This window comes from Cyanobium sp. WKJ7-Wakatipu, from assembly GCF_024345355.1.
In the GTDB taxonomy this organism is placed as follows: Bacteria; Cyanobacteriota; Cyanobacteriia; order PCC-6307; family Cyanobiaceae; genus Cyanobium_A; species Cyanobium_A usitatum.
The window spans coordinates 88,928-108,363 of sequence record NZ_JAGQAY010000002.1; the positions used below are offsets into that span (position 1 = coordinate 88,928).

Annotated in this window: 21 protein-coding genes and 1 tRNA gene; 8 read left to right on the top strand and 14 right to left on the bottom strand. The window is 66.3% G+C overall.

All coding sequences use genetic code 11. The annotated features are described in order from the left end of the window. Positions 1-37 precede the first annotated feature (37 nt). The 3 genes from KBY83_RS01660 to gcvT form a co-directional block, all read right to left on the bottom strand. Entirely contained in the window at positions 38-976 is a 939-nt protein-coding gene (locus KBY83_RS01660; RefSeq protein ID WP_255018000.1) for an RNA polymerase sigma factor, RpoD/SigA family, read from the bottom strand. 77 nt (positions 977-1,053) lie between these two features. Beyond that, positions 1,054-2,880, bottom strand: coding sequence for an aspartate--tRNA ligase (gene aspS, locus KBY83_RS01665; protein WP_255018001.1), 1,827 nt, complete (start codon positions 2,878-2,880; stop codon positions 1,054-1,056). A 65-nt stretch (positions 2,881-2,945) separates the two neighbouring features. Continuing rightward, positions 2,946-4,058 (bottom strand): glycine cleavage system aminomethyltransferase GcvT, encoded by a 1,113-nt coding sequence (gene gcvT, locus KBY83_RS01670; RefSeq protein WP_255018002.1) that lies wholly within the window; start codon positions 4,056-4,058, stop codon positions 2,946-2,948. A gap of 112 nt (positions 4,059-4,170) precedes the next feature. Here gcvT and KBY83_RS01675 point away from each other — a divergent pair, with 112 nt between their 5' ends. Together KBY83_RS01675 and KBY83_RS01680 are read left to right on the top strand one after the other, a co-directional pair. Beyond that, entirely contained in the window at positions 4,171-4,419 is a 249-nt protein-coding gene (locus KBY83_RS01675; protein WP_254932480.1) for a hypothetical protein, read from the top strand. A 123-nt stretch (positions 4,420-4,542) separates the two neighbouring features. Next, a complete protein-coding gene (locus KBY83_RS01680) occupies positions 4,543-4,941 on the top strand; it encodes a cyclic nucleotide-binding domain-containing protein (protein WP_255018003.1) in 399 nt (132 codons plus the stop codon). Positions 4,942-4,954: 13 nt separating this feature from the next. On the opposite strand, the gene speB is transcribed toward KBY83_RS01680, so the two are convergent. Beyond that, complete coding sequence (gene speB, locus KBY83_RS01685; RefSeq protein WP_255018004.1) at positions 4,955-5,830, bottom strand: agmatinase; 876 nt, start codon at positions 5,828-5,830, stop codon at positions 4,955-4,957. A 7-nt stretch (positions 5,831-5,837) separates the two neighbouring features. Then, complete coding sequence (gene speE / locus KBY83_RS01690) at positions 5,838-6,710, bottom strand: polyamine aminopropyltransferase (protein WP_255018005.1); 873 nt, start codon at positions 6,708-6,710, stop codon at positions 5,838-5,840. Positions 6,711-6,742: 32 nt separating this feature from the next. On the opposite strand from speE, the gene arfB reads away from it, so the two are divergent. After that, complete coding sequence (gene arfB / locus KBY83_RS01695) at positions 6,743-7,195, top strand: alternative ribosome rescue aminoacyl-tRNA hydrolase ArfB (protein WP_106502657.1); 453 nt, start codon at positions 6,743-6,745, stop codon at positions 7,193-7,195. Positions 7,196-7,295: 100 nt separating this feature from the next. Here arfB and mazG read toward each other — a convergent pair whose 3' ends face one another. The 3 genes from mazG to KBY83_RS01710 are packed head-to-tail and all read right to left on the bottom strand — an operon-like array spanning position 7,296 to position 9,538. Continuing rightward, positions 7,296-8,108 carry a nucleoside triphosphate pyrophosphohydrolase gene (mazG, locus tag KBY83_RS01700; protein ID WP_255018006.1) on the bottom strand — a complete coding sequence of 271 codons (813 nt, stop codon included), beginning with the start codon at positions 8,106-8,108 and terminating at the stop codon, positions 7,296-7,298. Then, entirely contained in the window at positions 8,105-8,608 is a 504-nt protein-coding gene (locus tag KBY83_RS01705; protein ID WP_255018007.1) for a DUF2227 family putative metal-binding protein, read from the bottom strand. Before KBY83_RS01705 ends, mazG begins: the two co-directional genes overlap by 4 nt. Positions 8,609-8,611: 3 nt before the next feature. Next, positions 8,612-9,538, bottom strand: a complete 927-nt coding sequence (locus tag KBY83_RS01710) for a lysophospholipid acyltransferase family protein (protein WP_255018008.1) — start codon at positions 9,536-9,538, stop codon at positions 8,612-8,614. 21 nt (positions 9,539-9,559) lie between these two features. On the opposite strand from KBY83_RS01710, the gene KBY83_RS01715 reads away from it, so the two are divergent. Continuing rightward, a tRNA-Val gene (locus KBY83_RS01715) sits at positions 9,560-9,631 on the top strand. 26 nt (positions 9,632-9,657) lie between these two features. Here the strand turns inward: KBY83_RS01715 and KBY83_RS01720 are convergent. Then, positions 9,658-9,915, bottom strand: coding sequence for a hypothetical protein (locus tag KBY83_RS01720; protein ID WP_106502661.1), 258 nt, complete (start codon positions 9,913-9,915; stop codon positions 9,658-9,660). A 47-nt stretch (positions 9,916-9,962) separates the two neighbouring features. On the opposite strand from KBY83_RS01720, the gene KBY83_RS01725 reads away from it, so the two are divergent. Beyond that, the gene (locus KBY83_RS01725; protein ID WP_255018009.1) at positions 9,963-10,412 is read left to right on the top strand and encodes a protein phosphatase; all 450 of its coding nucleotides are present in this window, start codon (positions 9,963-9,965) and stop codon (positions 10,410-10,412) included. Next, positions 10,412-11,038 carry a 2OG-Fe(II) oxygenase gene (locus KBY83_RS01730; RefSeq protein ID WP_255018010.1) on the top strand — a complete coding sequence of 209 codons (627 nt, stop codon included), beginning with the start codon at positions 10,412-10,414 and terminating at the stop codon, positions 11,036-11,038. The genes KBY83_RS01725 and KBY83_RS01730 overlap by 1 nt, the downstream gene beginning before the upstream one ends. Here KBY83_RS01730 and KBY83_RS01735 read toward each other — a convergent pair. Then, positions 11,035-12,291: a mechanosensitive ion channel family protein gene (locus KBY83_RS01735; RefSeq protein ID WP_255018014.1), complete on the bottom strand. Its 1,257-nt coding sequence runs from the start codon at positions 12,289-12,291 to the stop codon at positions 11,035-11,037. The two genes, KBY83_RS01730 and KBY83_RS01735, sit on opposite strands and share 4 nt — an antisense overlap. Beyond that, positions 12,288-13,487: an extracellular solute-binding protein gene (locus tag KBY83_RS01740; protein ID WP_255018015.1), complete on the bottom strand. Its 1,200-nt coding sequence runs from the start codon at positions 13,485-13,487 to the stop codon at positions 12,288-12,290. The genes KBY83_RS01735 and KBY83_RS01740 overlap by 4 nt, the downstream gene beginning before the upstream one ends. Here KBY83_RS01740 and KBY83_RS01745 point away from each other — a divergent pair. Together KBY83_RS01745 and KBY83_RS01750 are read left to right on the top strand one after the other, a co-directional pair. Then, positions 13,486-13,653 (top strand): hypothetical protein, encoded by a 168-nt coding sequence (locus tag KBY83_RS01745; protein ID WP_255018110.1) that lies wholly within the window; start codon positions 13,486-13,488, stop codon positions 13,651-13,653. The two genes, KBY83_RS01740 and KBY83_RS01745, sit on opposite strands and share 2 nt — an antisense overlap. Continuing rightward, positions 13,598-16,435, top strand: coding sequence for a valine--tRNA ligase (locus KBY83_RS01750; RefSeq protein WP_255018026.1), 2,838 nt, complete (start codon positions 13,598-13,600; stop codon positions 16,433-16,435). The genes KBY83_RS01745 and KBY83_RS01750 overlap by 56 nt, the downstream gene beginning before the upstream one ends. Before the next feature lie 9 nt (positions 16,436-16,444). Here KBY83_RS01750 and KBY83_RS01755 read toward each other — a convergent pair whose 3' ends face one another. From KBY83_RS01755 to KBY83_RS01765, 3 genes are read right to left on the bottom strand one after another with little or no spacing between them, the layout of a single operon-like run. Further along, a complete protein-coding gene (locus KBY83_RS01755; RefSeq protein ID WP_255018027.1) occupies positions 16,445-17,179 on the bottom strand; it encodes an ATP-binding cassette domain-containing protein in 735 nt (244 codons plus the stop codon). Then, positions 17,179-18,348: an ABC transporter permease DevC gene (gene devC / locus KBY83_RS01760; protein ID WP_255018031.1), complete on the bottom strand. Its 1,170-nt coding sequence runs from the start codon at positions 18,346-18,348 to the stop codon at positions 17,179-17,181. Before devC ends, KBY83_RS01755 begins: the two co-directional genes overlap by 1 nt. Continuing rightward, complete coding sequence (locus KBY83_RS01765; RefSeq protein ID WP_255018032.1) at positions 18,345-19,409, bottom strand: efflux RND transporter periplasmic adaptor subunit; 1,065 nt, start codon at positions 19,407-19,409, stop codon at positions 18,345-18,347. Before KBY83_RS01765 ends, devC begins: the two co-directional genes overlap by 4 nt. Positions 19,410-19,436 lie beyond the last annotated feature (27 nt).

Sequence of the window (19,436 nt, forward strand, 5' to 3'; positions counted from 1 at the left end):
ATCCGTAGTGACTTCGTTTTAGCCCGGATTGCTTGGGTTAGTCGAGGCTTCCCAGATAATCCTTCACGCGGCAGCGATTCTGGGGTTGGCGCAGTTTCAGCAGCGCCCGAGATTCGATCTGCCGCACCCGCTCCCGGGAAAGCTGCATGGCAGCGCCGATTTCAGTCAGGCTGCGGGGAGTGTCGTCTACTAGCCCGAAGCGTTGACGGATCACCTCGGCTTCGCGGCTGCTCAGGTCTTCAAGCAGGGCCTCGAGGTCGTTGTGCAGCTGCTCGCGGGTGAGTTCCTGCTCAGGTGTGCTGTGGCCGTCTTCCAGCAGATCGCCGAGCTGCATGTCGTGTTCCTTGCCCACCCGGGCCTCCAGGGAGACGGGTTTGGGCAGCTGCAGCAGCGTTTCGCGGATCAGCGCTTCGCTGAGATTCAGCTCCTGGGCGATTTCAGCCACGCAGGGCAGGCGGCCTAGCCGGGCGCTGAGTTCACGCTGGGCCCGTTTAATTCGGTTGAGCTTCTCCGTGATGTGAACCGGCAGCCGGATCGTGCGGCTCTGGCTGGCAAGGGCCCGGGTGATGCCCTGGCGAATCCACCAGTAGGCGTAGGTGCTGAAGCGAAACCCCCGGGTCGGGTCAAAGCGCTCCACGGCCCGCTCCAGTCCCAAGGTGCCCTCCTGGACCAGATCCAGCAGGTCCATGCCCCGGCGCTGGTACTTCTTGGCCACTGACACCACCAGTCGCAGATTGGCCTGGATCATCCGCTCCTTGGCCCTTTTGCCGCGGTGCAGGGTCAGCCGTCGCTCTTTGTCGGCCAGTTCGTCTTTGCCCGGTTCGTCTTTGTCTGGATTGCCCTCGCGCAGTAGCTGTTCTCGCCGCTGCACCAGCCGGGCCAGGGTGAGCTCCTGCTCCTGGGTAAGCAGGTCCACCCGACCGATGTCCTGCAGGTAAAGCCGCACCGGATCGGTGCTGGTGGGGGTGTGGGGCACGCCCAATGGATTAGTGGTACTTCACCGTTGCTGCGCTGGGCAGTTGCGGCGCCAAATGCCCCGTTTTGTTTTGGCTTTCAGTTTTCGTCTTCTTCGCTCCAGGTGCTGGCCACATGCAGCTCGTCTAGTTGTTTGGTGGCCACACCGCCAGGCGCGCCGGTCATCAGGCAGCGGGCCTGCTGGGTCTTGGGGAAAGCGATCGTGTCGCGGATCGATTCCTCGCCCGCCAGCAGCATCACGATCCGATCTACGCCGTAGGCCAGGCCGCCGTGGGGTGGGGCACCCATGTCGAGGGCGTCCATCAGGAAGCCGAACTGCTGGTTGGCCTCCTCCAGGGGCAGACCAATGGTTTGCAGCACCTGGCGCTGCAGGGCCGAATCGTGAATGCGCAGCGAGCCGCCGCCCAGCTCGAGGCCGTTGAGCACCAGGTCGTAGGCCTGGGCGCGGGCCGTGGGCAGGCTGTTGGCCCAGGCGGCGGGATCAGTACCCAGATCGGCGCTGTTGGGGGCACAGAAGGGATGGTGCAAGGCCTCTAGGCGGTTTTCGCCGGCGTTGAACTCAAACATCGGGAAATCCACCACCCAGAGGAAATTCCACTGGTCGTTGTCACGGTCGGCCGGCACCAGGCCAAGCTCGCGGGCCAGGAATTGGCGCACTCGATCGAGGGCCTTATTCACCGTGGCGGTATCGCCCGCGCCGAACAGCAGCAGGGTGCCGGGGGTGGCACCGGTGCGGGCCAGCAGTTCGGTTTTTTTGTCTTCTGTGAGGTTGTCCTTGATGGCGCCGATCGTGTCGATCTCGCCGCCCTCGCGCACGCGGATGAAGGCCAGGCCGCCTGCCCCAGCCTTCTGAGCCTCGCTGAACACATCGCCGCCGGGCTTGATGCGCACGTTGCTGATGGCGTCGTTGCCGCCGGGCACGGCGATGCACTTCACCGAGCCGCCGGCGGCCACTGCGCCGCTGAATACCTTGAATCCCATCTCGGCCACCAGGTCGGAGACATCGGTGAGCTCCAGGCCGTAGCGGGTGTCGGGGCGATCGGTGCCGTAGCGGGCCATGGCCTCGTGCCAGGTGAGGCGCGGGAAGGGACGGGGCAGCTCCACCCCTTTCACGGCCTTCCAGATCGAGGCGATCAGGGCCTCGTTGAGCTCCAGGATCTGCTCCTGGTCCATGAAGCTCATTTCGATGTCCAGCTGGGTGAATTCCGGCTGGCGATCGGCCCGCAGATCTTCGTCGCGGAAGCAGCGGGCCACCTGGTAGTAGCGCTCCAGGCCGCCAACCATCAGCAGCTGCTTAAACAGCTGGGGCGACTGGGGCAGGGCAAACCACTCCCCACCGCACACCCGGCTGGGCACCAGGTAGTCGCGGGCGCCCTCGGGGGTGGAGCGGGTGAGCACCGGGGTTTCCACCTCGATAAAGCCCGCCTCTTCAAGGAAGCGGCGCATCGCCTGCACGGTGCGGTGGCGCAGGCGCAGGTTGCTGTTCATGCGCTCGCGGCGCAGGTCGAGGTAGCGGTGGCGCAGCCGCAGCTCTTCGCGGGTGTTCTCCTCGTCGTGCACCGACACGGGGAAGGGCAGGTTGCCCTTCACGGCGTTGAGCACGGTGATGGCGCTGGCCAGCACCTCGATGCGGCCGGTGGCCAGTCGGTCGTTGATGGCATCGGCGGGTCGCTCCCGCACCTTGCCGGCCACCTGAATCACCGTTTCGTTGCGCAGGTGCTCCGCAATTGCGAACATCTCGGCTCCATTGTCGGGATCGACAGTGATCTGCACGCTGCCGCTGCTGTCGCGCAGGTCGACAAAAATCACGCCGCCGTGGTCACGACATCGGTCTACCCAGCCGCAGAGCTGCACGGTCTGGCCGCTGGCGTCGTGACGCAGGTCGCCGCATCCGTGGCTGCGCATGCTGAGATCCGGAGTGAATGGGCGATTGTCCCACCCGGTGGCGTCAGCGAAGGGCTGTTTCTGCGTCAGCGCTTGTAGAAGGGACGCTTCACCACCAGCGCTGGCTCGGCCTTGCCGCGAATTTGCACCGCCAGCTCGGTGCCCAGCTTGGCGGCGCTGGCTGGTACGTAGGCCAGGGCGATCGCTTCTTCGAGGCTGGGTGACCAGCTGCCGCTCGTGATGTGCCCCAGCGGCTCACTAGCCACTGCAGCCCCGGCAGCCAGCACCGGGTAGCCATGGCGGGCGATGGCGCGGCCCTGCAGCTTCAATCCCACCAGGCGCCGCTGGACCCCCGCGGCGCTTTGGCGCTCCAGCACCTCGCGACCAATGAAGGCTTTGGGCATTTCCAGGTGCACCAGCCAGCCCAGGCCGGCCTCCAGGGGTGTGGTGTGCTCATCCAGCTCGTGGCCGTAGAGGTGCATGGCCGCCTCCAGTCTCAGGGTGTCGCGAGCGCCGAGGCCGCAGGGGCTGACGCCGCTGGCCAGCAATTGGTCCCATAGGAGCAGGCCGTCTGGCCGGTTCAGCAGCAGTTCGAAGCCGTCTTCACCGGTGTAACCAGTGCGGCCCACAAAGGCGCTGGCGCCAGCCAGCTTCAGCTGCCGGTGGCCGAAGCGGGGCAGGCCGCTCAGGTCGGTACCCGCCAACTCCTCCAGCCGGGCCGCCGCCTCCGGGCCCTGCAGGGCCAGCAGCACGCCATCGCTTTTGCGATCTTCAACACTGATGCCCTGGGGCTCCAGCTGGCTGCGGATCCAGGCCGTGTCGGTTGCGGCGCAGGCGGCATTGATCACCAGCAGCAGTTCGTGGCACTGGCCATCCGCCTGCCAGCCGCGGTCGTAAACGATCAAGTCGTCGCGGATGCCGCCCCGCTCGTTGAGCAGCACCGTGTAGCAGGCTTCGCCGGGGCCAATGCGAAACAGGTCGGTGGGCACCAGAGCCTGCAGGGCTTCTTTGGCGCCTGCGCCCCGCAGGGTCAGCACCCCCATGTGGGAGATGTCGAAGATGCCGCAGCGGCGCCGCACGGCCTGGTGCTCTGCCACCAAGCCCTCAAATTGCACGGCCATCTCCCAGCCGGCAAAGGGCACCATCCGGCCACCCGCGGCTTGGGCGGCTTCAAACAGGGGGGTGCGGATTAAACCCATGGCCGGATCCTATGCAGGCCTGCGGAATCAATAAGGAACCTGGAAGATTCGCTGTATTCGATACCACTTTGACCAAACGTCCATAACTTAAGAGACCAGATTTCTCCCTTGGATGGGTCAGCGCCCTTGCTGCCGCAGCTGCCGCCATTGCGCCCCACCCAGTGGCGCTGAATTCGGCTGGTGTCAGCTGCGCCAGTTGCCGATCCATCCCGAATTGGCGCTGGAGCTGTGGTGCCACCACTGGACGGCCCGGCCGCCGCGGCTGCCTGCGATTAATGCGGCGCCAGCAGCTGGGGGGACACCAGCACCAGCCCAGCCGAACCAGCAGCTCAGCCTTGAATCAGCCTTTGGCAAAAGCTAAAGTAAATCCGTAATTCGGCCTGGATTCGGGGCTTATTTGGCAACTGTGCTCGCCATGGCTAGCCGCCTTGGGCGGCAGAGCTGTATTAAGGGGTCTCTGGTTTCGATTAGGGGGTGGAGGAGCATGGTTGCTTCGGTAACGATCACGACTTCGCTGGAGCTGCTGGCAGCTCAAGTGGATTGCGAATTTCTCACCCTGCCCACCGGCTCCAAGGTGTTTTCCAGGGGCTCCCGGGCCGACTCGATTTATGGGGTGCGCCGCGGCATCATTGAAGTGATAGGCGAGAGCGGCGAGAGGCTTTGCTATCGCCCCGGAGAGCTGTTCAGCTATCAAGACATCCTTTGGCGCGACGGCATTTATCGCAACGAAGCCGTGGCCCGTACCCCTGTTGAGATCCTGCGGCTCGATCGCCTGCGCTTCCTCAACCTGCTCCACAACCACCCGACTCTGGCGGTGTTGCTGATCAGCCAGCAGCACGAGCGCCTGCGTGAGCAGCGCACCAGCGGCACCTGCTGCTACTGATCGGCTTTCGGCATTAACGGTCGAGCAGAAACAGCAGGCTGCGCACCACCTTGGCGGCTAGCACGCTGCTGACGCCGGTGGCATCCAGCATCGGCGCCAGCTCCACCACATCGGCGGCCACCAGGTTGTGGTGGCGCAGCTCCTCCACTAGGGCAGCGAAATCCCGCCAGAGGAAGCCGCCGGGCTCCGGGGTGCCGGTGCCGGCCATCACCGCTGGATCAAACCAATCCAGATCCACTGTGAGATAGAGGGGCTTGCCGCGCAGGGGTTTCAGGCTTTCGGCCATCCGCTCAATGGCCACCAGGCGGCCGCTGCTCCTCAACTCGCTGAATTCTTCGCGGGTGCCGCTGCGGATGGCGATCTGCAGCAGCTGCTGGCTGGGCAGCACCTCTAGGCAGCGGCGCATGGCGCAGGCATGGCTGTGGTGGGCGCCGAGCCATTCCTGGCGCAGGTCGGCGTGGGCATCGAGCTGCACCAGCACCAGATCGGGGTGCCGGGCCGCCACGGCCGCCACTGCGCCGGAGCTGATCGAGTGCTCGCCACCCAGCATCAGGGGATTTAGCCCCAGGGCCAGAACGGCTTCGGTGGCGGCCTTCACGGCCGCCACCACCGGCTCGGGGGCGCCGAAGGGGATCTCCACCGCGCCGAGGTCGGCGATGGCCAGCTCCTCCAAGTCGCGATCGAGCTGGGGGCAGTAGCTCTCCAGGCCGCTGCTCACCTCGCGGATTGCCGCCGGCCCGAAGCGGGTGCCGGGGCGGAAGGAGGTGGTGCCGTCGTAGGGCACGCCAAACAGACCCACCCGGCAGCCGGCGGGGTCGCGCTGGCTGCCCATGTAGATGGCGCCGTCTGAATCAAACAAATCCGTGTCGAACAGGGAAAGGTCGGGCATGGCGGGCTCAGGCGTTGAGGGCGCGCTCGATGGCGGCGGGCACAGCATCAAAGGCGCCGCGCTGCCAGCGGGGGGACCAGATCTCACAGCCACAGTCGACGGCCGCGGCGCGGGCGGGATCCGGCTGCAGGTAGCGACGGCCGTCTGTGGCGGCGAACGTCCAGCTCCACCAGCCGCTGGGGTACATGGGCACCCAGCCATACATCGGATCGGCGTGGCCGAACACCTCACGGATCAGCTTCACCGTGTCGATGTGCACCTGGCGGAAGGCTTCCGGTGATTCGCTCTGGGTGGCGAATACGCCGCCGGGCCGCAGGATGCGGCGGCAGTGCTCGAAGAAGGCGCGGTTGAACAGGCCCTCGGCCGGGCCGGCGGGGTCGGAGCCATCCACGATCACCACGTCGTAGCTGGCTTCAGGGGCATTGGCGGCCCAGGCGATGCCGTCGCCGACGGTGAGGTGGAAGCGGGGGTCACTCCAGCAGCCGCCGCCGATGCTGGGCAGGTACTGCTGGCTCCACTCCACCACCAGGCCGTCGATCTCCACCAGGTCGAGGTGCTGCACGCCAGCGTGGCGCAGGCACTCGCGGGCGGTGCCGCCATCGCCGCCGCCGATCACCAGCACCCGCTCGATGCGCTCGGCGCTGCAGAGGGCCGGATGCACGATCGCCTCGTGGTAGTGCCGCTCCTGGCGCTCGGCAGTCATCCAGCAGCCATCGAGCAGCAGGCCCTTGCCGTAGCGCTGGCTGTCGATGATCGTCACCTTTTGGAAGGCTGAATCCTGTTCAGCGACCACCGTGCCCTCCAGGCCATAGCGCACGCCGTCGAAGACCTCGTCGATCCAGCCCATGGCCAAAATTTCGCAGCCTCCAGCCTTGCGCATCGCCGGTGTGTTGGCCGTGACAGGCTGAATCCATGGCTCCCCTGCGACCCACGGCGGATCTGCGGCTGACCCCAGCGCTGGTGATCGGCGCCGCCGAGCTGGCCTGGCGTTTTTCTCGCTCCTCCGGCCCCGGCGGCCAAAACGTGAACACCACCGATTCACGGGTGGAGCTGGTGTTTGATCTGGCGGCCTCTGCGGCGCTGCCGCCCACGATCAAGGCCCGGGCCCTGGGACGACTGGAGGGAAAGCTGGTGGAAGGTTGTGTGGTGATTGCGGCCAGTGAGCACCGCTCCCAATGGCAAAACCGGGTGGCGGCCCAGCGGCGCCTAGTGGAGCTGCTGCAGGAGGCGATCAAGCCGCCACCGCCACCGCGTCGGGCGACTCGGCCCACCCGTGGTTCTGTGCAGCGGCGTCTGGCGGCCAAGAAGCAGCGCGGTGCGATCAAGGGGCAGCGGGGGTCCCGTCCTCAGCTGCCGGAGGACTGAGCTGCCGGAGGATTGAGGTGCCGGAGGATTGAGGTGTTGGCTGGGTGTCCCTAAATCTGTACAGGTTGTACGGAACTTGCGAGGCTGTTGCGCTCAAGGCTCAGCACCCTTGCGTTGGCCTGTTTTCAGCGCGTATCTCGGCCTTGGCCTGTTGCCAGAGGCCTTCGAGCTCGCCGATGCTGCGGCCCTTTAGGTCGCCATCCAGGGCTGCTTCCACCCGGGAGAAACGATCGAGGAAGCGGCTGTTGGTGCCCGCCAGGCCGGCTTCCGGTTCGATGCCGCACCAGCGCGCCACGTTCACCAGGGTGAACAGCACGTCGCCCAGCTCTTCCTGGGCATGGCGGCGATCCCCGGAGGCCACAGCCTCCTTGAGCTCGTCGAGCTCCTCGTGCACCTTCGCCCACACCCCTGCCATGTCATCCCACTCGAAGCCGGCCGCGGCGGCTTGCTTGGAGATCGTCATGGCGCCGGCTAGGGCTGGCTGGCCTCGCACCTTGCCGGCCAGCCGATCGCTGAGGGGGCTGGTGGAGGCGGGTTGGGGTTTTTCTGCGGCCTTGATCTCCTCCCAGCTGGCCGGCTCGCCACCGCCAAACACATGGGGATGGCGGCGCACCAGCTTGGCGCTGATGCCTGCAGCGATCTGGGCCAGATCAAAGCTGCCTGCCTCGCTGGCGATCTGGGCGTGGAGCACCACCTGCAGCAGCAGGTCGCCCAGTTCCTCCGCCAGGTGGTGATCGTCGCCCGAGCGGATCGCATCGGCCACCTCGTGGGCCTCCTCCAGCACGTAGGGCACCAGGGAGGCGTGGGTTTGCGCCAGATCCCAGGGGCAGCCGCCCTCGGGGTCGCGCAGGCGAGCCACCACGGCGATCAGCTCAGCTAGGGCCTCAAGGTGGGCTGGGGTTTGGGGGCTCATCGGCGGCGGCGGCGGCGGCGCAGCAGGCGGGGCAGGCGCGGCATCGGGTCGCCATCTTGGATCAGGTGCAGCCAGCTGCTGGCCTCCAGGCCCACCAGGGCGGCCAGCAGCAGCGGACGCTCGCCCTGCCAGAGCGCCTGGGCGGTGGCCAGGAGCTGGTGGGGTGCTGGCCCACCGAGGGGTTGCAGCAGCAGGCAGCTCACCAGCAGCAGCGCCGCCAGGTAGGCCAGGCGCCCGCTGGTGCCCAGCAGGGGACTGTGGGAGATCAGGGAGCGATGGCGCAGCAGGTTGCGGTAGGGCCACCAGAGCAGCCGCAACGGTCCCCAGCGGCGGGTGGGGTTGGAGCGGGTGTCGAGGTCGGGGGAGAGCAGCAGGCCACCTAGCAGAAAGCTCAGGCCAGCCACGCTCACCCCCGCCAACCCCAGCCAGGGCCACCACAGCAGACCAAAGGGCAGGCTCAGGAGCCAGGTGGCCCGGTCGTGGCAGCGGCCGGTGGCCATCGATCAGCGCACGGGTGGGCCGATGGGCCGCAGCCGCTCACCGCTGCCATCGCCCGTTCGCCAGCGCCGGTTGATCCAGTAGTACTGCTCCGGATAGGCCTGAATCAGGGGTTCGTGCCAGCGGGCTACGGCGGCAAGCTGGTCGCTCAGGGCGGCGGCACCCTGGCCGGGCCATAGCGGTGCGCCAAAGATCAGTCGAAAGCGGCCGTCGGCTTCCCGCACCTGGGCCACGGGAAACAGGGGGCAACCCGATTTTTGCGAAAGGGCCGCAGGCCCTTTGACGAAGTTGGTGCTCAGGCCGAGGAAGTCGACCTGCGCTTCGCTGTTGCGGCTGTAGAGGTCGGTCATCACCACGAGGCTGCCGCCGCGGTGCAGACAGCGCAACATCGACCTGGCATCGGCCTGGGGAATCCAGTCGCAGTAGCTGTTGGCCTGGCGGGCCCGGTTGAGCAGCTCGTCGCTGTAGGGGTTGCGGGCGGGGCGGTACACGACGGATGGGGTGTCCAGCTGTTCGCTCAGCCAGCGCAGCCCCAGATCCCAGCAACCCAGGTGCAGCGATCCCACGATCACCCCCTGGCCCTGGCGATGCAGCCGCAACAGTTCCTCGAGCCCCTCCCCCTCAGCGCTGATCAAGCAGGCGTCAACCGGTTGGATGATCGATTCGAGGCAGGAGAGAAAAAAGCTGTTGATCGACTGCTCGGCGATGGCTTCCCGCTGGCCCTGGCTGAGCTGCTCGCCATAGACCCGCGTCAGGTTGGCGATCGCCGTGGTGTGGCGCCGCCGCAGCCAGGGCCTGACTAGCCGGTGGGCTTGGGCAATGCCGCGGCCCATGCTGCGGTGGGAGCGCCCCCGCAGCGCCAGCAGCAGCAGCCGCACCCCGAGGGCCTCCAGTTGCCAGCGCAGCTTGCGTTGAAGTGGGGCCTGAGCCATGGGGTGTATTTTGCCTACACCGCGCGATTAGCTCAGCGGTAGAGCGCCTGCCTTACAAGCAGGATGTCGCTGGTTCGAACCCGGCATCGCGCATTTCTGGGGCGCTCCATATGGGGGCGTCAGCCTTCTGGAAACAGCAGGCTGGCGAGTTCGTCGGCATCTACGTCGTAGACACGGGCGAGGCTGGTTTCGATGGCGCTGGTCACTTCGCCGGGCAGAAAGCGCATGGCGTTGAGGGCGTCGTCAGCGATCTCGTCGGTGAGCAGGGTTTCTTCGCCGCCGAGCTTTTCGTCGTTGATCACCGCCATTACCCAGCTCTGGTAGGCGTACACGAGATCGCTGAACTCCAAATCGGGGTCGTTGAAGTCGAGGGCCATGGGTTGGGCAGTCGCATGCCCGTGCAGTCTGCCGGCAGCTGGGCAGGATGGCAGGCATGAATGCCATCAACCTGCAGGCAACCCTGTTTGATTTCGCCATTGGCGAGTTGGTGCGGCAGCACCGTGAGAGCTTTCAGCCGCTCTGGAGCGCTGAAAGCTGGGCCAAGTTGCTGATCTGGTTGGCGCTCAATTGCGGTTGCAGCGGTGATCGTGACTCGCTGGAGGCTTATGCCGAGGCGCTGGGGCCAGGGCTCACCGGCCGCATGCGGCGAATTTTTTTTGAGCGTGAGCTGGAGGATTTGGAGCTGCGGGTGCTTGCCGATCCCGCCGAGCCCCAGGTGTTGGTGCTGCCCCTAGGGCCTGCTGGACCCCTGGATCATGGGCGGGTGGTGGCGGCTCTGGAGCGGCTGGGTCTGCTGATAAGGGTCGCGGCGGAGCCGCAGCGCTGGCAGCAGTTGGAGGCGGCCCTGGCCCTTCCCTGGCAGGAACTCTCCTGATGAACCTGGTTGCTACCTATCGCAATGCCGGCTTCGAGGCCCTCGCCGATGGGGTGATGGCTTTTTATGAGCGCCGCGTTGACCTGCGGCGGCCCGGGGTGGCCTTTGGCCCTGGCGGCAAAACTGAGCCCGCCAAAATTTCCACCGACATCAGCCTGGTGGCTATCGACCGCTCCGATCCCGAGGCCTTCGCCCTGGCGGAGGTGATCCTGCGCGGCGTAACGGCTGGGCTGGAGCGCTACCTGCAGGAGCGGGCCCTCTTTCGCCAGTGCTGCCCGGAGCAGGAGCTGTTTGTGAATCCGATTTTCAACCTGCAGCGCTACGCCCCTGGTGAGGGTTTCAAGCGCTGGCACTGCGACTGGACAATCAGCGACGAGGCGACCGAGCCGGTACATCGCGTGCTGGCCTGGATCCTCTATTGCAACGACGTGTCCAACGGAGGCACCGAGTTTCATTGGCAGGCTCACCACGAGCCAGCTGAGCGGGGCAAACTCGTGATCTTCCCGGCTGGCCCCTCCCACATCCACCGAGGCAGGGTGAGCGAGGAGCACACCAAAACAATCGCTACCGGCTGGATCAATGCCGGCAGCCGGGAGTGCTACATGAGCCGCTTGGCTCACAGTTAGTGGCGATCGAGATTGGGTTTGTGCTGTTCCGGCGGCCACACCATCGAATACTCCACCTGCTGGGGAAAGGGGATCTCGATGTTGTGCGCGCGGAAGGCCCTCCAGATGGCCTGGTTCACCTCGCTGCAGATGGTCACGTTGTCCATCGGGTTGGCGATCCAGAAGCGCAGGGCGTAGTTGATGGCGGAATCGCCGTAGCTGAGCAGCAAGCCCTTTGGGGCCGGGCTTGGCAGCACCCGCGGCACTAGCAGCGCCGTGGCTTCCAGCAGGGCGATCACCTCAACTGGATCGTGGTGGTAGGCCGCTCCAACGTTCACCTGGCTGCGGCGCATGCGGTCGCTAGCGGTGTAGCTGGTGGCCGCCTGCGTGAAGAAGGTCTGGTTCGGGATTAGCAGCTCGGCATTGTCACGATCACGCCAAAGCAAGGTTGCACGCAGTCCAAGACTTCGAACTTCACAGGGATCGCCATCGAGCATCAACACTTCTCCTGGGCGCACGGAGCCCTCGAATAGCAGCCAGATGCCGCTGATGAAGTTGGAGAACAACTCCTTAATGCCGAAACCCAGGCCCACTGAGAGGCCACCTGCCACGGCGATCAGGGCGGTGGTGTTGATGCCCAGGTGCACCCCCACGGCCACCAGGCCCAAGCCCACCACGGAGTAGCGCAGCATCAACTCCAAGGCTTTGCGGCTGCCATCGCTGGATGCCAAGGCCCGTTGCACCAGCCGGGCCACGCCCGCTGCCGGTGGCCCCGAGCCCACCAGCACCAGGTAGGTGATCAGGGCGGCGTTGAATAGCTTGCCCGCATCGACGGGCACACCCAGCATGCTGCCCAGGGGGGCCACGGCCAGATCACTGATGCTGTCGACGGTGGTGATCAGCATCAGGGCCGCCAGCAGTAGATAGCCAGGTCGCAGCAGGCGGCTCTCGAGTTGCCGCGCCGCTTTCGCGCCGAGGCAACGTTGCAGCAGCGGCTGCAGCTGGTTGAGGCCGTACCAGCCCAGCCAGAGCACTCCCAGCTGGCCGCTGAGTCCGTAGGGCAGCCCCAGGAGGGCCAGCAGCAGGCAGCTGGCCGCCAGCACCACAAGCGCCAGGGGGGTGTATTGCTGAGGCCGCAGTCGCGGAAGCCAGTTTCGGCGCGCCGCAAACCGCCGCAACACCATCAGCCCGATCGCCACACCCAGTTGCAGCAGAACGGTGGGCCGCTCCAGATAGCCCAGCCAGCCCAGCACCTCCAGCAACAGCTCTCTCATGGCCGGTTCCGCAGGATCGCGACCAGCCTCTGGCCGGCCGTGGTGGGCTGCATCTCTCCAAACACCAACCTGGTGAGCAGGGTCTGGATCTCGGCCATCCGGGGATCGTTGCTGTGCATCAGCTCCGCCAGGGTGTGGGTTTGGCTGCCCTGCTGGGCCGAGGTCACCATGGCGCTGAGCACTTTCGAGCTGCTCACCGGCACCCTCACGAAGCGGTTGGCCGGCAGCACCACCTGGGAGCCCAGGGTGAGACTCCTCTGGCTCAGGGGGTTCACGCTGAAGCGGCTGAAGGCCAGGGCCCGCTCGCGGCTGCTGCGGCTGGCATTGGTGCCGAGGGCCAACACCCGAAGCTTGTTGATCGGACTCGCATCACCCCACTCGCCGCCCGGCAGGGGCGCCACCCCGAGCCCATCCCCCAGAGCTTTGCGCAGCCGTGGTATGGACGCGCTGCGGCAGGGGAACCAGTCGAGGCGGCCCGCCTGGAATTCCGCTTCCGCCGAGGCCTGGCTGGCGTAGAAGGTGAAGAGCTGTTGGATATTGGCGTTTTGCAGCCAGGTGAGCCAGCGCTCGATCGCCTGCTGCTGGGCCCAGCTGGGTTGCCTGCCGGCTGCGGCTGTATCGATGGCGTCGACCGCACCAAGGCTGCCGACTGTCCAGAAGAGGTTGTAGACCTCCATCGAGAGGCCCACAGGATGGCCCTTTGCACTCGTGTCAAGCAGCTGCTCCAGGGTGGCTGGTGCGGTGGGCAGTCGCCGGCGGTTGAAGCAGGCCAGCTGGGTTTCCACCAGCAATGGCAGCCCGGCGAGATCTCCGGAGGGGTTGCGCAGCCGATCGAGCACCTGGGGATCGAATGGGTTGAGATCCACCCCGGTTTGTGGGTAGGGCGCGATCACTCCTGCGTTCAGCATCCGCACGGCTGCGTCCCCGTTGAGGAGCAGCAGATCGGGGCCCAGCCCGGCCCGGTTGCGGCGCCGGATCGCCCACTGCAGCTCTTTTTCGGGGTAATGACTGAACTGAAAGCGGGTGTTGGGGTGGAGCTGGCGGTAGCCAGCCTCCAGCCCGCCCAGCCGCTGCAGGGTGTCGGCGCGCAGCTCGGCGTCGATCTTCTCGTCGGGGTTCACCTCCACCCCGAGGTAAAGCTCGTTGGGCAGCCCATCGCCGGCGCCGCAACCGAGCAGCAGCAGCGAGGCCAGCATGGGTACGGAGAGCGATGCCAGCCGTCGTGTCGCCTGTGAGGGGGCCCGGGGATGCGGCATTGCCTTGCTCTACGGCCTAATTATCCCTGGCCTCAGCCCGTTTTGCGACCATGGCTCGAGTGCCTGCCGCCACCGCCGTGACCGAGCTGTCTGCCCCAGCCCCTGAAGCGGCCCTGCCCAAGACCTACGACCCGGCGGGCACGGAAAGCCGCTGGCAGCACGCCTGGGAGAGCAGCGGTGCCTTTCACCCGGATCCTGCGGCACCGGGTGAGCCTTTTTCTGTGGTGATTCCGCCGCCGAATGTGACCGGCAGCCTGCACATGGGCCACGCCTTCAACACGGCCCTGATCGACACGATCGTGCGCTTCCAGCGCCTGCGCGGCAAAAACGTGCTCTGCCTGCCGGGCACCGACCACGCCTCGATCGCCGTGCAGACGATCCTGGAGAAGCAGCTCAAGGCCGAGGGCCAGCGCAAGGAAGATCTGGGCCGTGAGGCATTCCTCGAGAAGGCCTGGGTCTGGAAGGCGGAGAGCGGCGGCACGATTGTGGGCCAGCTGCGCCGCCTGGGCTACTCGGTGGATTGGCAGCGCGAGCGCTTCACCCTCGACGCCGGCTGCAGCGCCGCCGTGATCGAGGCTTTCAACCGTCTGCACGAGCAGGGGCTGATCTACCGGGGTGAATACCTGGTGAATTGGTGCCCGGCCTCGGGTTCGGCGGTGAGCGATCTGGAGGTGGAGATGAAGGAGGTGGACGGCCATCTCTGGCATTTCCGCTATCCCTTGACCAGCGGCGCCGGCTTCCTGGAAGTGGCCACCACCCGTCCCGAAACCCTGCTGGGTGACACGGCCGTGGCGGTGAATCCCAAGGATCCGCGCTACGCCGATCTGGTGGGCCAGACCCTCACCCTGCCCCTGGTGGGCCGCCAGATTCCGATCGTGGCCGACGACCACGTGGATGCGGAGTTCGGCACCGGCTGCGTCAAGGTGACCCCAGCCCACGACCCCAACGACTTCGCGATCGGCCAGCGCCACAACCTGCCGCTAATTACGGTGATGGCCAAGGACGGCTCGATGAACGAAGCGGCCGGCCGCTTCGCCGGCCTGGATCGCTTCGAGGCTCGCCAAGCGGTGGTGGCGGCCATGGACGCCGAAGGCTTCCTGGTGAAGGTGGAGGACTACCGCCACAGCGTGCCCTTCTCCGATCGCGGCAAGGTGCCGGTGGAGCCCCTGCTCTCCACCCAGTGGTTTGTCAAAACCGAGCCGCTGGCGGCCCGCTGCCGTGAGGCCCTCGAGAACGCCGATCCCCGTTTCGTGCCTGAGCGCTGGAGCAAGGTGTATCGCGACTGGCTCACCGACATCCGCGACTGGTGCATCTCCCGTCAGCTGTGGTGGGGCCACCGCATCCCCGCCTGGTTTGTGGTGAGTGAAACGGGCGGCGTGATCACCGACAACACCCCCTATGTGGTGGCCCGCGATGAGTCTGAAGCCATGGCGAAGGCGGAAGCCCAATTTGGCGGCGGCACCCACGCCCATCCCGTGGTGCTGGAGCAGGACCCCGACGCCCTCGATACCTGGTTTTCCAGCGGCCTCTGGCCCTTCTCCACCCTGGGCTGGCCCGATGCCGATGCTGCCGACCTGGAGCGCTGGTATCCAACCAGCGTGCTGGTGACGGGCTTTGACATCATCTTCTTCTGGGTGGCCCGGATGACGATGATGGCCGGAGCCCTCATGAGTGGAAGGGAAGGTTCTGGAATCCCTTGGATTCCCTTCAAAGACGTGTACATCCACGGCCTGGTGCGGGATGAACAGAACCGCAAGATGAGTAAGTCGTCTGGCAACGGCATCGACCCGCTGCTGCTGATTGAGCGCTACGGCGCCGATGCCCTGCGGTTTGCCCTGGTGCGTGAGGTGGCAGGTGCCGGCCAGGACATCCGCCTCGATTACGACCGCAAATCCGACACCTCCGCCACGGTGGAGGCCTCGCGCAACTTCGCCAACAAGCTCTGGAATGCCACCCGCTTCGCCCTGATGAATCTGGGGGGGGAGACGCCCGCTTCGCTGGGCGAGCCGGATCCGGCGGCGCTGCAGCTGGCGGATCGCTGGATCCTGTCGCGGCTGGCGCGGGTGAACCGCGAAACGGCGGAGCGCTATGGCAACTACGGCCTAGGCGAGGCGGCCAAGGGGCTTTATGAGTTCGCCTGGAACGAGGTGTGCGATTGGTATGTGGAGTTGATCAAGCGGCGGCTCAATCCAGGTGAAAATCCATGCCCAGCAGCCCTTGCCGACCAGCGCACCGCCCGCGCCGTGTTGGCCAAGGTTCTTGGCGAGTTGCTGGTGATGCTGCATCCGCTGATGCCGCACCTGAGTGAGGAGCTGTGGCACGGCCTCACTGGCCAGCCAGAGAGCAGCTTTCTGGCCCTGCAGAGCTGGCCGGCACTTGATCAGGCCGCTCTAGACGACCAGCTTGAGGCCCAGTTTGCCGAGCTGATCGAGGCGATTCGGGTGGTGCGCAACCTGCGGGCTTTGGCGGGGCTCAAGCCCAGCCAGAGCGCGCCGGTGTCGTTTGTGACTGGCCGCGCTGAGCTGGCAGCCCTGTTGCAGGAGGCCAGCCCCGACATCACGGCCCTCACCCGAGCCGAGAGCGTGGCGGTGCTTAGCCCCGAGCAGGCCGAAGCTGCTCCGGCCGCCAAGGCCCTGGCTGGCGTGAGCGGTGAGCTGCAGGTGTTGTTGCCCATCGAGGGCCTGGTGGATCTCGACGCCCTGCGCGGCCGCCTGGAGAAGGACATCGCCAAGGCCGATAGGGAGATCAAGGGCCTGGCGGGTCGCCTAGCCAATCCCAACTTTGCAGATAAGGCCCCGCCTGAGGTGGTGCTGGAGTGCAAGGCAAACCTGGCCGAAGCTGAAGCCCAGGCGGCCCTGGCCCGCAGACGGCTGGGGGATTTGGGCTGAGCCTCGGGCTCAGGCGCTCGCCACCAGTCGGCCGTCCTCCAGGTTCACCACTCGGTCAGCGATATCGAGGATCTTGTTGTCGTGGGTCACCATCACGATCGCGGCGCCGTGGCTGTCGGCCAGCTGGCGGAACAGGTCGACCACATCGCGACCGGAGGTCTTGTCGAGGGCTGCGGTGGGTTCATCGGCCAGCAGCAATCGGGGGCTAGGGGCCAGGGCGCGGGCGATCGCCACCCGCTGCTTCTGGCCGCCGGAGAGTTTCTCGGGGTAGTACTGCACCCGTTCCCCCAGTCCCACGTGGCCCAGCATGGCGGCGGCGCAGTCATCCATCGCCAGCCGGCCTTGCCCCAGCCAGACGGGGCTGACCTCCAGGCCGAAGCGCACGTTCTCCAGGGCCGTCAGGTAGGGCAGCAGATTGTGGGCCTGGAAGATGAAGCCGGCCTGGCGCCGCAGCCGGGTCAGGGTGGTGTTGTCGGCCTCCAGCAGCTCTTCACCCAGCACCCGCAGGCTGCCGCTCTGGGCGGCCCGCAGGCCGCCGAGCATGGTCAGCAGGGTGGTCTTGCCCGAGCCGGAGGGGCCGGTGAGGATCACGATCTCGCCGGCATGCACGGTCAGGTTGATGTCGGTGAGCACCTGCTTGGCGGTGTCCCCCTCGCCGAACCAGTGGTTCAGATGCTGCACCTCGATCCGCAGTTCGCGCCCGGTGTGATCGGGTGGCCCGGCTGCAGCGTCCAGCGACCCCATCAGAAGATGTCGGCGGGATCGAGCCGCCGCAGCTTGCCGGTGGCCAGCCAGCCCGATCCGGCCGCCATCGTCAGGGTCAGGGCGAACACCGCAACGGCTCGCTGGGCGGTCATAGCGATCAGCAGCGAGGTGGAGTTGGCCAGCACGGCATAGAGCCCGATCGCCAGCACCAGGCTGGGCACGAAGGCCAGGGCAGCCAGCAGCACCGATTCCTGCACGATGATGCCGACGACGAAGCGATCGCTGTAGCCCATCGCCTTCATCGTGGCGTATTCCGGCAGGTGATCACTGACGTCGGAATAGAGAATCTGATAGACGATAATCGCGCCGACGATCAGGCCCACCAGCACCCCCAGGTTGAAGATCAGACCGAAGGAGGTGTTGTTGCGCCAGTGGTCCACCTCCACCGCCTCCAGCTGCTGGAGGGTCAGCACCCTGACCGAGGGATCGAGGAAGCTCTCCAGGGTGGCCTGCACCCGCTGCGGGCTCACGCCCGGTTGCAGCTGGATCACGCCGAGCTGGATGTCGTCATTGCTCTGATCGGGGAACCAGGTTTTGAAGTTGCTGGCCGACGTCAGCAGGTTGATGTCGGCGGCGAAGGTGAGGCCCATGGTGAACAGGCCATTCACCACCGCCCGTTTGCCACGCAGTTCGGTGTCATAAAAGCCGTCTTTGGTCACCACCTGGGCCACTGGACCGGCCGCCTTCTTGGAGAGGGTGTCGAAGAACAGGCCATCGGGACGCAGCAACTTGCCGCGATCGGCCTCTAGTTCGGGGATGCGTAGGGCTGGATTCTCCGGCGCCAGACCAAAAATCAGGGCCTGCTTTTTCTCGCGGCTGTCGCGGTTCAGCCAGTCGGTCTTGCCGATGTACAGCGGTGTCACCGCTTCCACCCCTTGCACCCCCAGGGCCTGCATCAGGCGGCTGCGCGGCAGGTTGAGCGGTTCGCCCAGGTTGGTGTAGCGGCGGCTCACCATCACCAGCTCGCCATTGAGGCGCTGCAGCGGCCGCTTCTGGCTGGCGTACAACCCGCTGGCCAGACCCAGCTGGAAGAACACCAGCACGTTGGCGAAGCTGACACCGGCGATCGCGGCCAGCAGCCGCATCGGTCGATGGCTGGTCTGCCGCCAGGCCAGGGGCGTGCGGCGCAGCGCGGCGAACGGGTTCATGGCGCGCCACTCAGGACGCGATCCCGGGCCGCCTTCTGGTCAGCCTGCTGGGCCGCGGTCAGCGGGGCGAACAGCACATTGACCTGCAGGTAGTTCAGATGGCTGGCGAGGGCCGACTCCTGCGGGGCAAGGCCTATCTTCACTTCCAGCACTCGCCGGTCCAGGTTCTCGCCGGCCTGGCCACTGAACACGGTCTGACGGCTGACCTCCCGGGCAATCTCCACCACCTGGCCCTCCACCTTGCGGCCCTTGAAACCATCCGCACTGAGGCTGGCCTTCTGACCCAGGGCGATCATCGGCCGATCGCTCTGATAAACCTCGGCGATCACGCCCATGCGGCTGCTGTCGCCCATTTCCAGCAGGCCATCCTCACCAACCTTGTCGCCGGGGCGGGCATGCACCTTGAAGACGGTGCCGGAGAACGGCGCTAGCACCGTGGCCTTGGCCCGTTCGGTCTTGTCCTTGTCCAGGGAGGCCCGGCTGGAACGCAGATCCTCCACCAGGGTTGCCTTGGTGGCGATCGCTTCGGCCACCTGGGCCTTGGCGCTGCTTTCGTCAGCCTGCAGCTTTTCGACCCGGTTGGCGCTGGTGGCCCCTGCGGCGAACAGTTGCTCGGCTCGGCGTGCCTCGGCACTGGCCTGGCCCAGGTCGGCCTTGTAGCGGGCGATGACGCTGTCCTGGGCGGCCAGCTTGCTCTCGGCCACGCGGATCTCCGCCTCGGATTTGCGCACACTGCTCTCCAGGGTGTCGATGCTTTCGAGCACCGCCAGAGGTTGGCCTTTACGCACCTCCTGGCCTTCCTTCACCAGGATCTCCCGCACCCGGTCATTGCTCAGGGAACTGGGCACCGACACCTGGCTGATGCCGCCCAGGGGCTCGATCCGGCCCAGGGCGGACACCTGGCGGGGCAGCAGCGGTACGGCCTTCCGCGCTTCGACTTGCTTCTGCTGGCGTTGCTGCCACAGGCGACTGCCGAGGCCGGCAAGCAGCACCAAGGCGAGCAGGGCCGCCACCATCGGCCAGGGTCCGCGGCCCCCCTTGCGACCCGTGGGACTGGGCATGGTAATCGTTGCATGTGTCCTCGCCTG

Bases quoted from the DNA above. Each gene is read 5' to 3' on its own strand.
- KBY83_RS01755 (WP_255018027.1), bottom strand. From the start codon at position 17,179: ATGGGGTCGCTGGACGCTGCAGCCGGGCCACCCGATCACACCGGGCGC.
- mazG (WP_255018006.1), bottom strand. From the start codon at position 8,108: ATGAGCCCCCAAACCCCAGCCCACCTTGAGGCCCTAGCTGAGCTGATC.
- aspS (WP_255018001.1), bottom strand. From the start codon at position 2,880: ATGCGCAGCCACGGATGCGGCGACCTGCGTCACGACGCCAGCGGCCAG.
- KBY83_RS01680 (WP_255018003.1), top strand. From the start codon at position 4,543: ATGGTTGCTTCGGTAACGATCACGACTTCGCTGGAGCTGCTGGCAGCT.
- KBY83_RS01745 (WP_255018110.1), top strand. From the start codon at position 13,486: ATGGGTACGGAGAGCGATGCCAGCCGTCGTGTCGCCTGTGAGGGGGCC.
- KBY83_RS01710 (WP_255018008.1), bottom strand. From the start codon at position 9,538: ATGGCTCAGGCCCCACTTCAACGCAAGCTGCGCTGGCAACTGGAGGCC.
- speB (WP_255018004.1), bottom strand. From the start codon at position 5,830: ATGCCCGACCTTTCCCTGTTCGACACGGATTTGTTTGATTCAGACGGC.
- KBY83_RS01740 (WP_255018015.1), bottom strand. From the start codon at position 13,487: ATGCTGGCCTCGCTGCTGCTGCTCGGTTGCGGCGCCGGCGATGGGCTG.
- KBY83_RS01720 (WP_106502661.1), bottom strand. From the start codon at position 9,915: ATGGCCCTCGACTTCAACGACCCCGATTTGGAGTTCAGCGATCTCGTG.
- KBY83_RS01730 (WP_255018010.1), top strand. From the start codon at position 10,412: ATGAACCTGGTTGCTACCTATCGCAATGCCGGCTTCGAGGCCCTCGCC.
- KBY83_RS01750 (WP_255018026.1), top strand. From the start codon at position 13,598: ATGGCTCGAGTGCCTGCCGCCACCGCCGTGACCGAGCTGTCTGCCCCA.
- devC (WP_255018031.1), bottom strand. From the start codon at position 18,348: ATGAACCCGTTCGCCGCGCTGCGCCGCACGCCCCTGGCCTGGCGGCAG.
- KBY83_RS01765 (WP_255018032.1), bottom strand. From the start codon at position 19,409: ATGCCCAGTCCCACGGGTCGCAAGGGGGGCCGCGGACCCTGGCCGATG.
- arfB (WP_106502657.1), top strand. From the start codon at position 6,743: ATGGCTCCCCTGCGACCCACGGCGGATCTGCGGCTGACCCCAGCGCTG.
- gcvT (WP_255018002.1), bottom strand. From the start codon at position 4,058: ATGGGTTTAATCCGCACCCCCCTGTTTGAAGCCGCCCAAGCCGCGGGT.
- speE (WP_255018005.1), bottom strand. From the start codon at position 6,710: ATGCGCAAGGCTGGAGGCTGCGAAATTTTGGCCATGGGCTGGATCGAC.
- KBY83_RS01725 (WP_255018009.1), top strand. From the start codon at position 9,963: ATGGCAGGCATGAATGCCATCAACCTGCAGGCAACCCTGTTTGATTTC.
- KBY83_RS01735 (WP_255018014.1), bottom strand. From the start codon at position 12,291: ATGAGAGAGCTGTTGCTGGAGGTGCTGGGCTGGCTGGGCTATCTGGAG.
- KBY83_RS01705 (WP_255018007.1), bottom strand. From the start codon at position 8,608: ATGGCCACCGGCCGCTGCCACGACCGGGCCACCTGGCTCCTGAGCCTG.
- KBY83_RS01675 (WP_254932480.1), top strand. From the start codon at position 4,171: ATGGGTCAGCGCCCTTGCTGCCGCAGCTGCCGCCATTGCGCCCCACCC.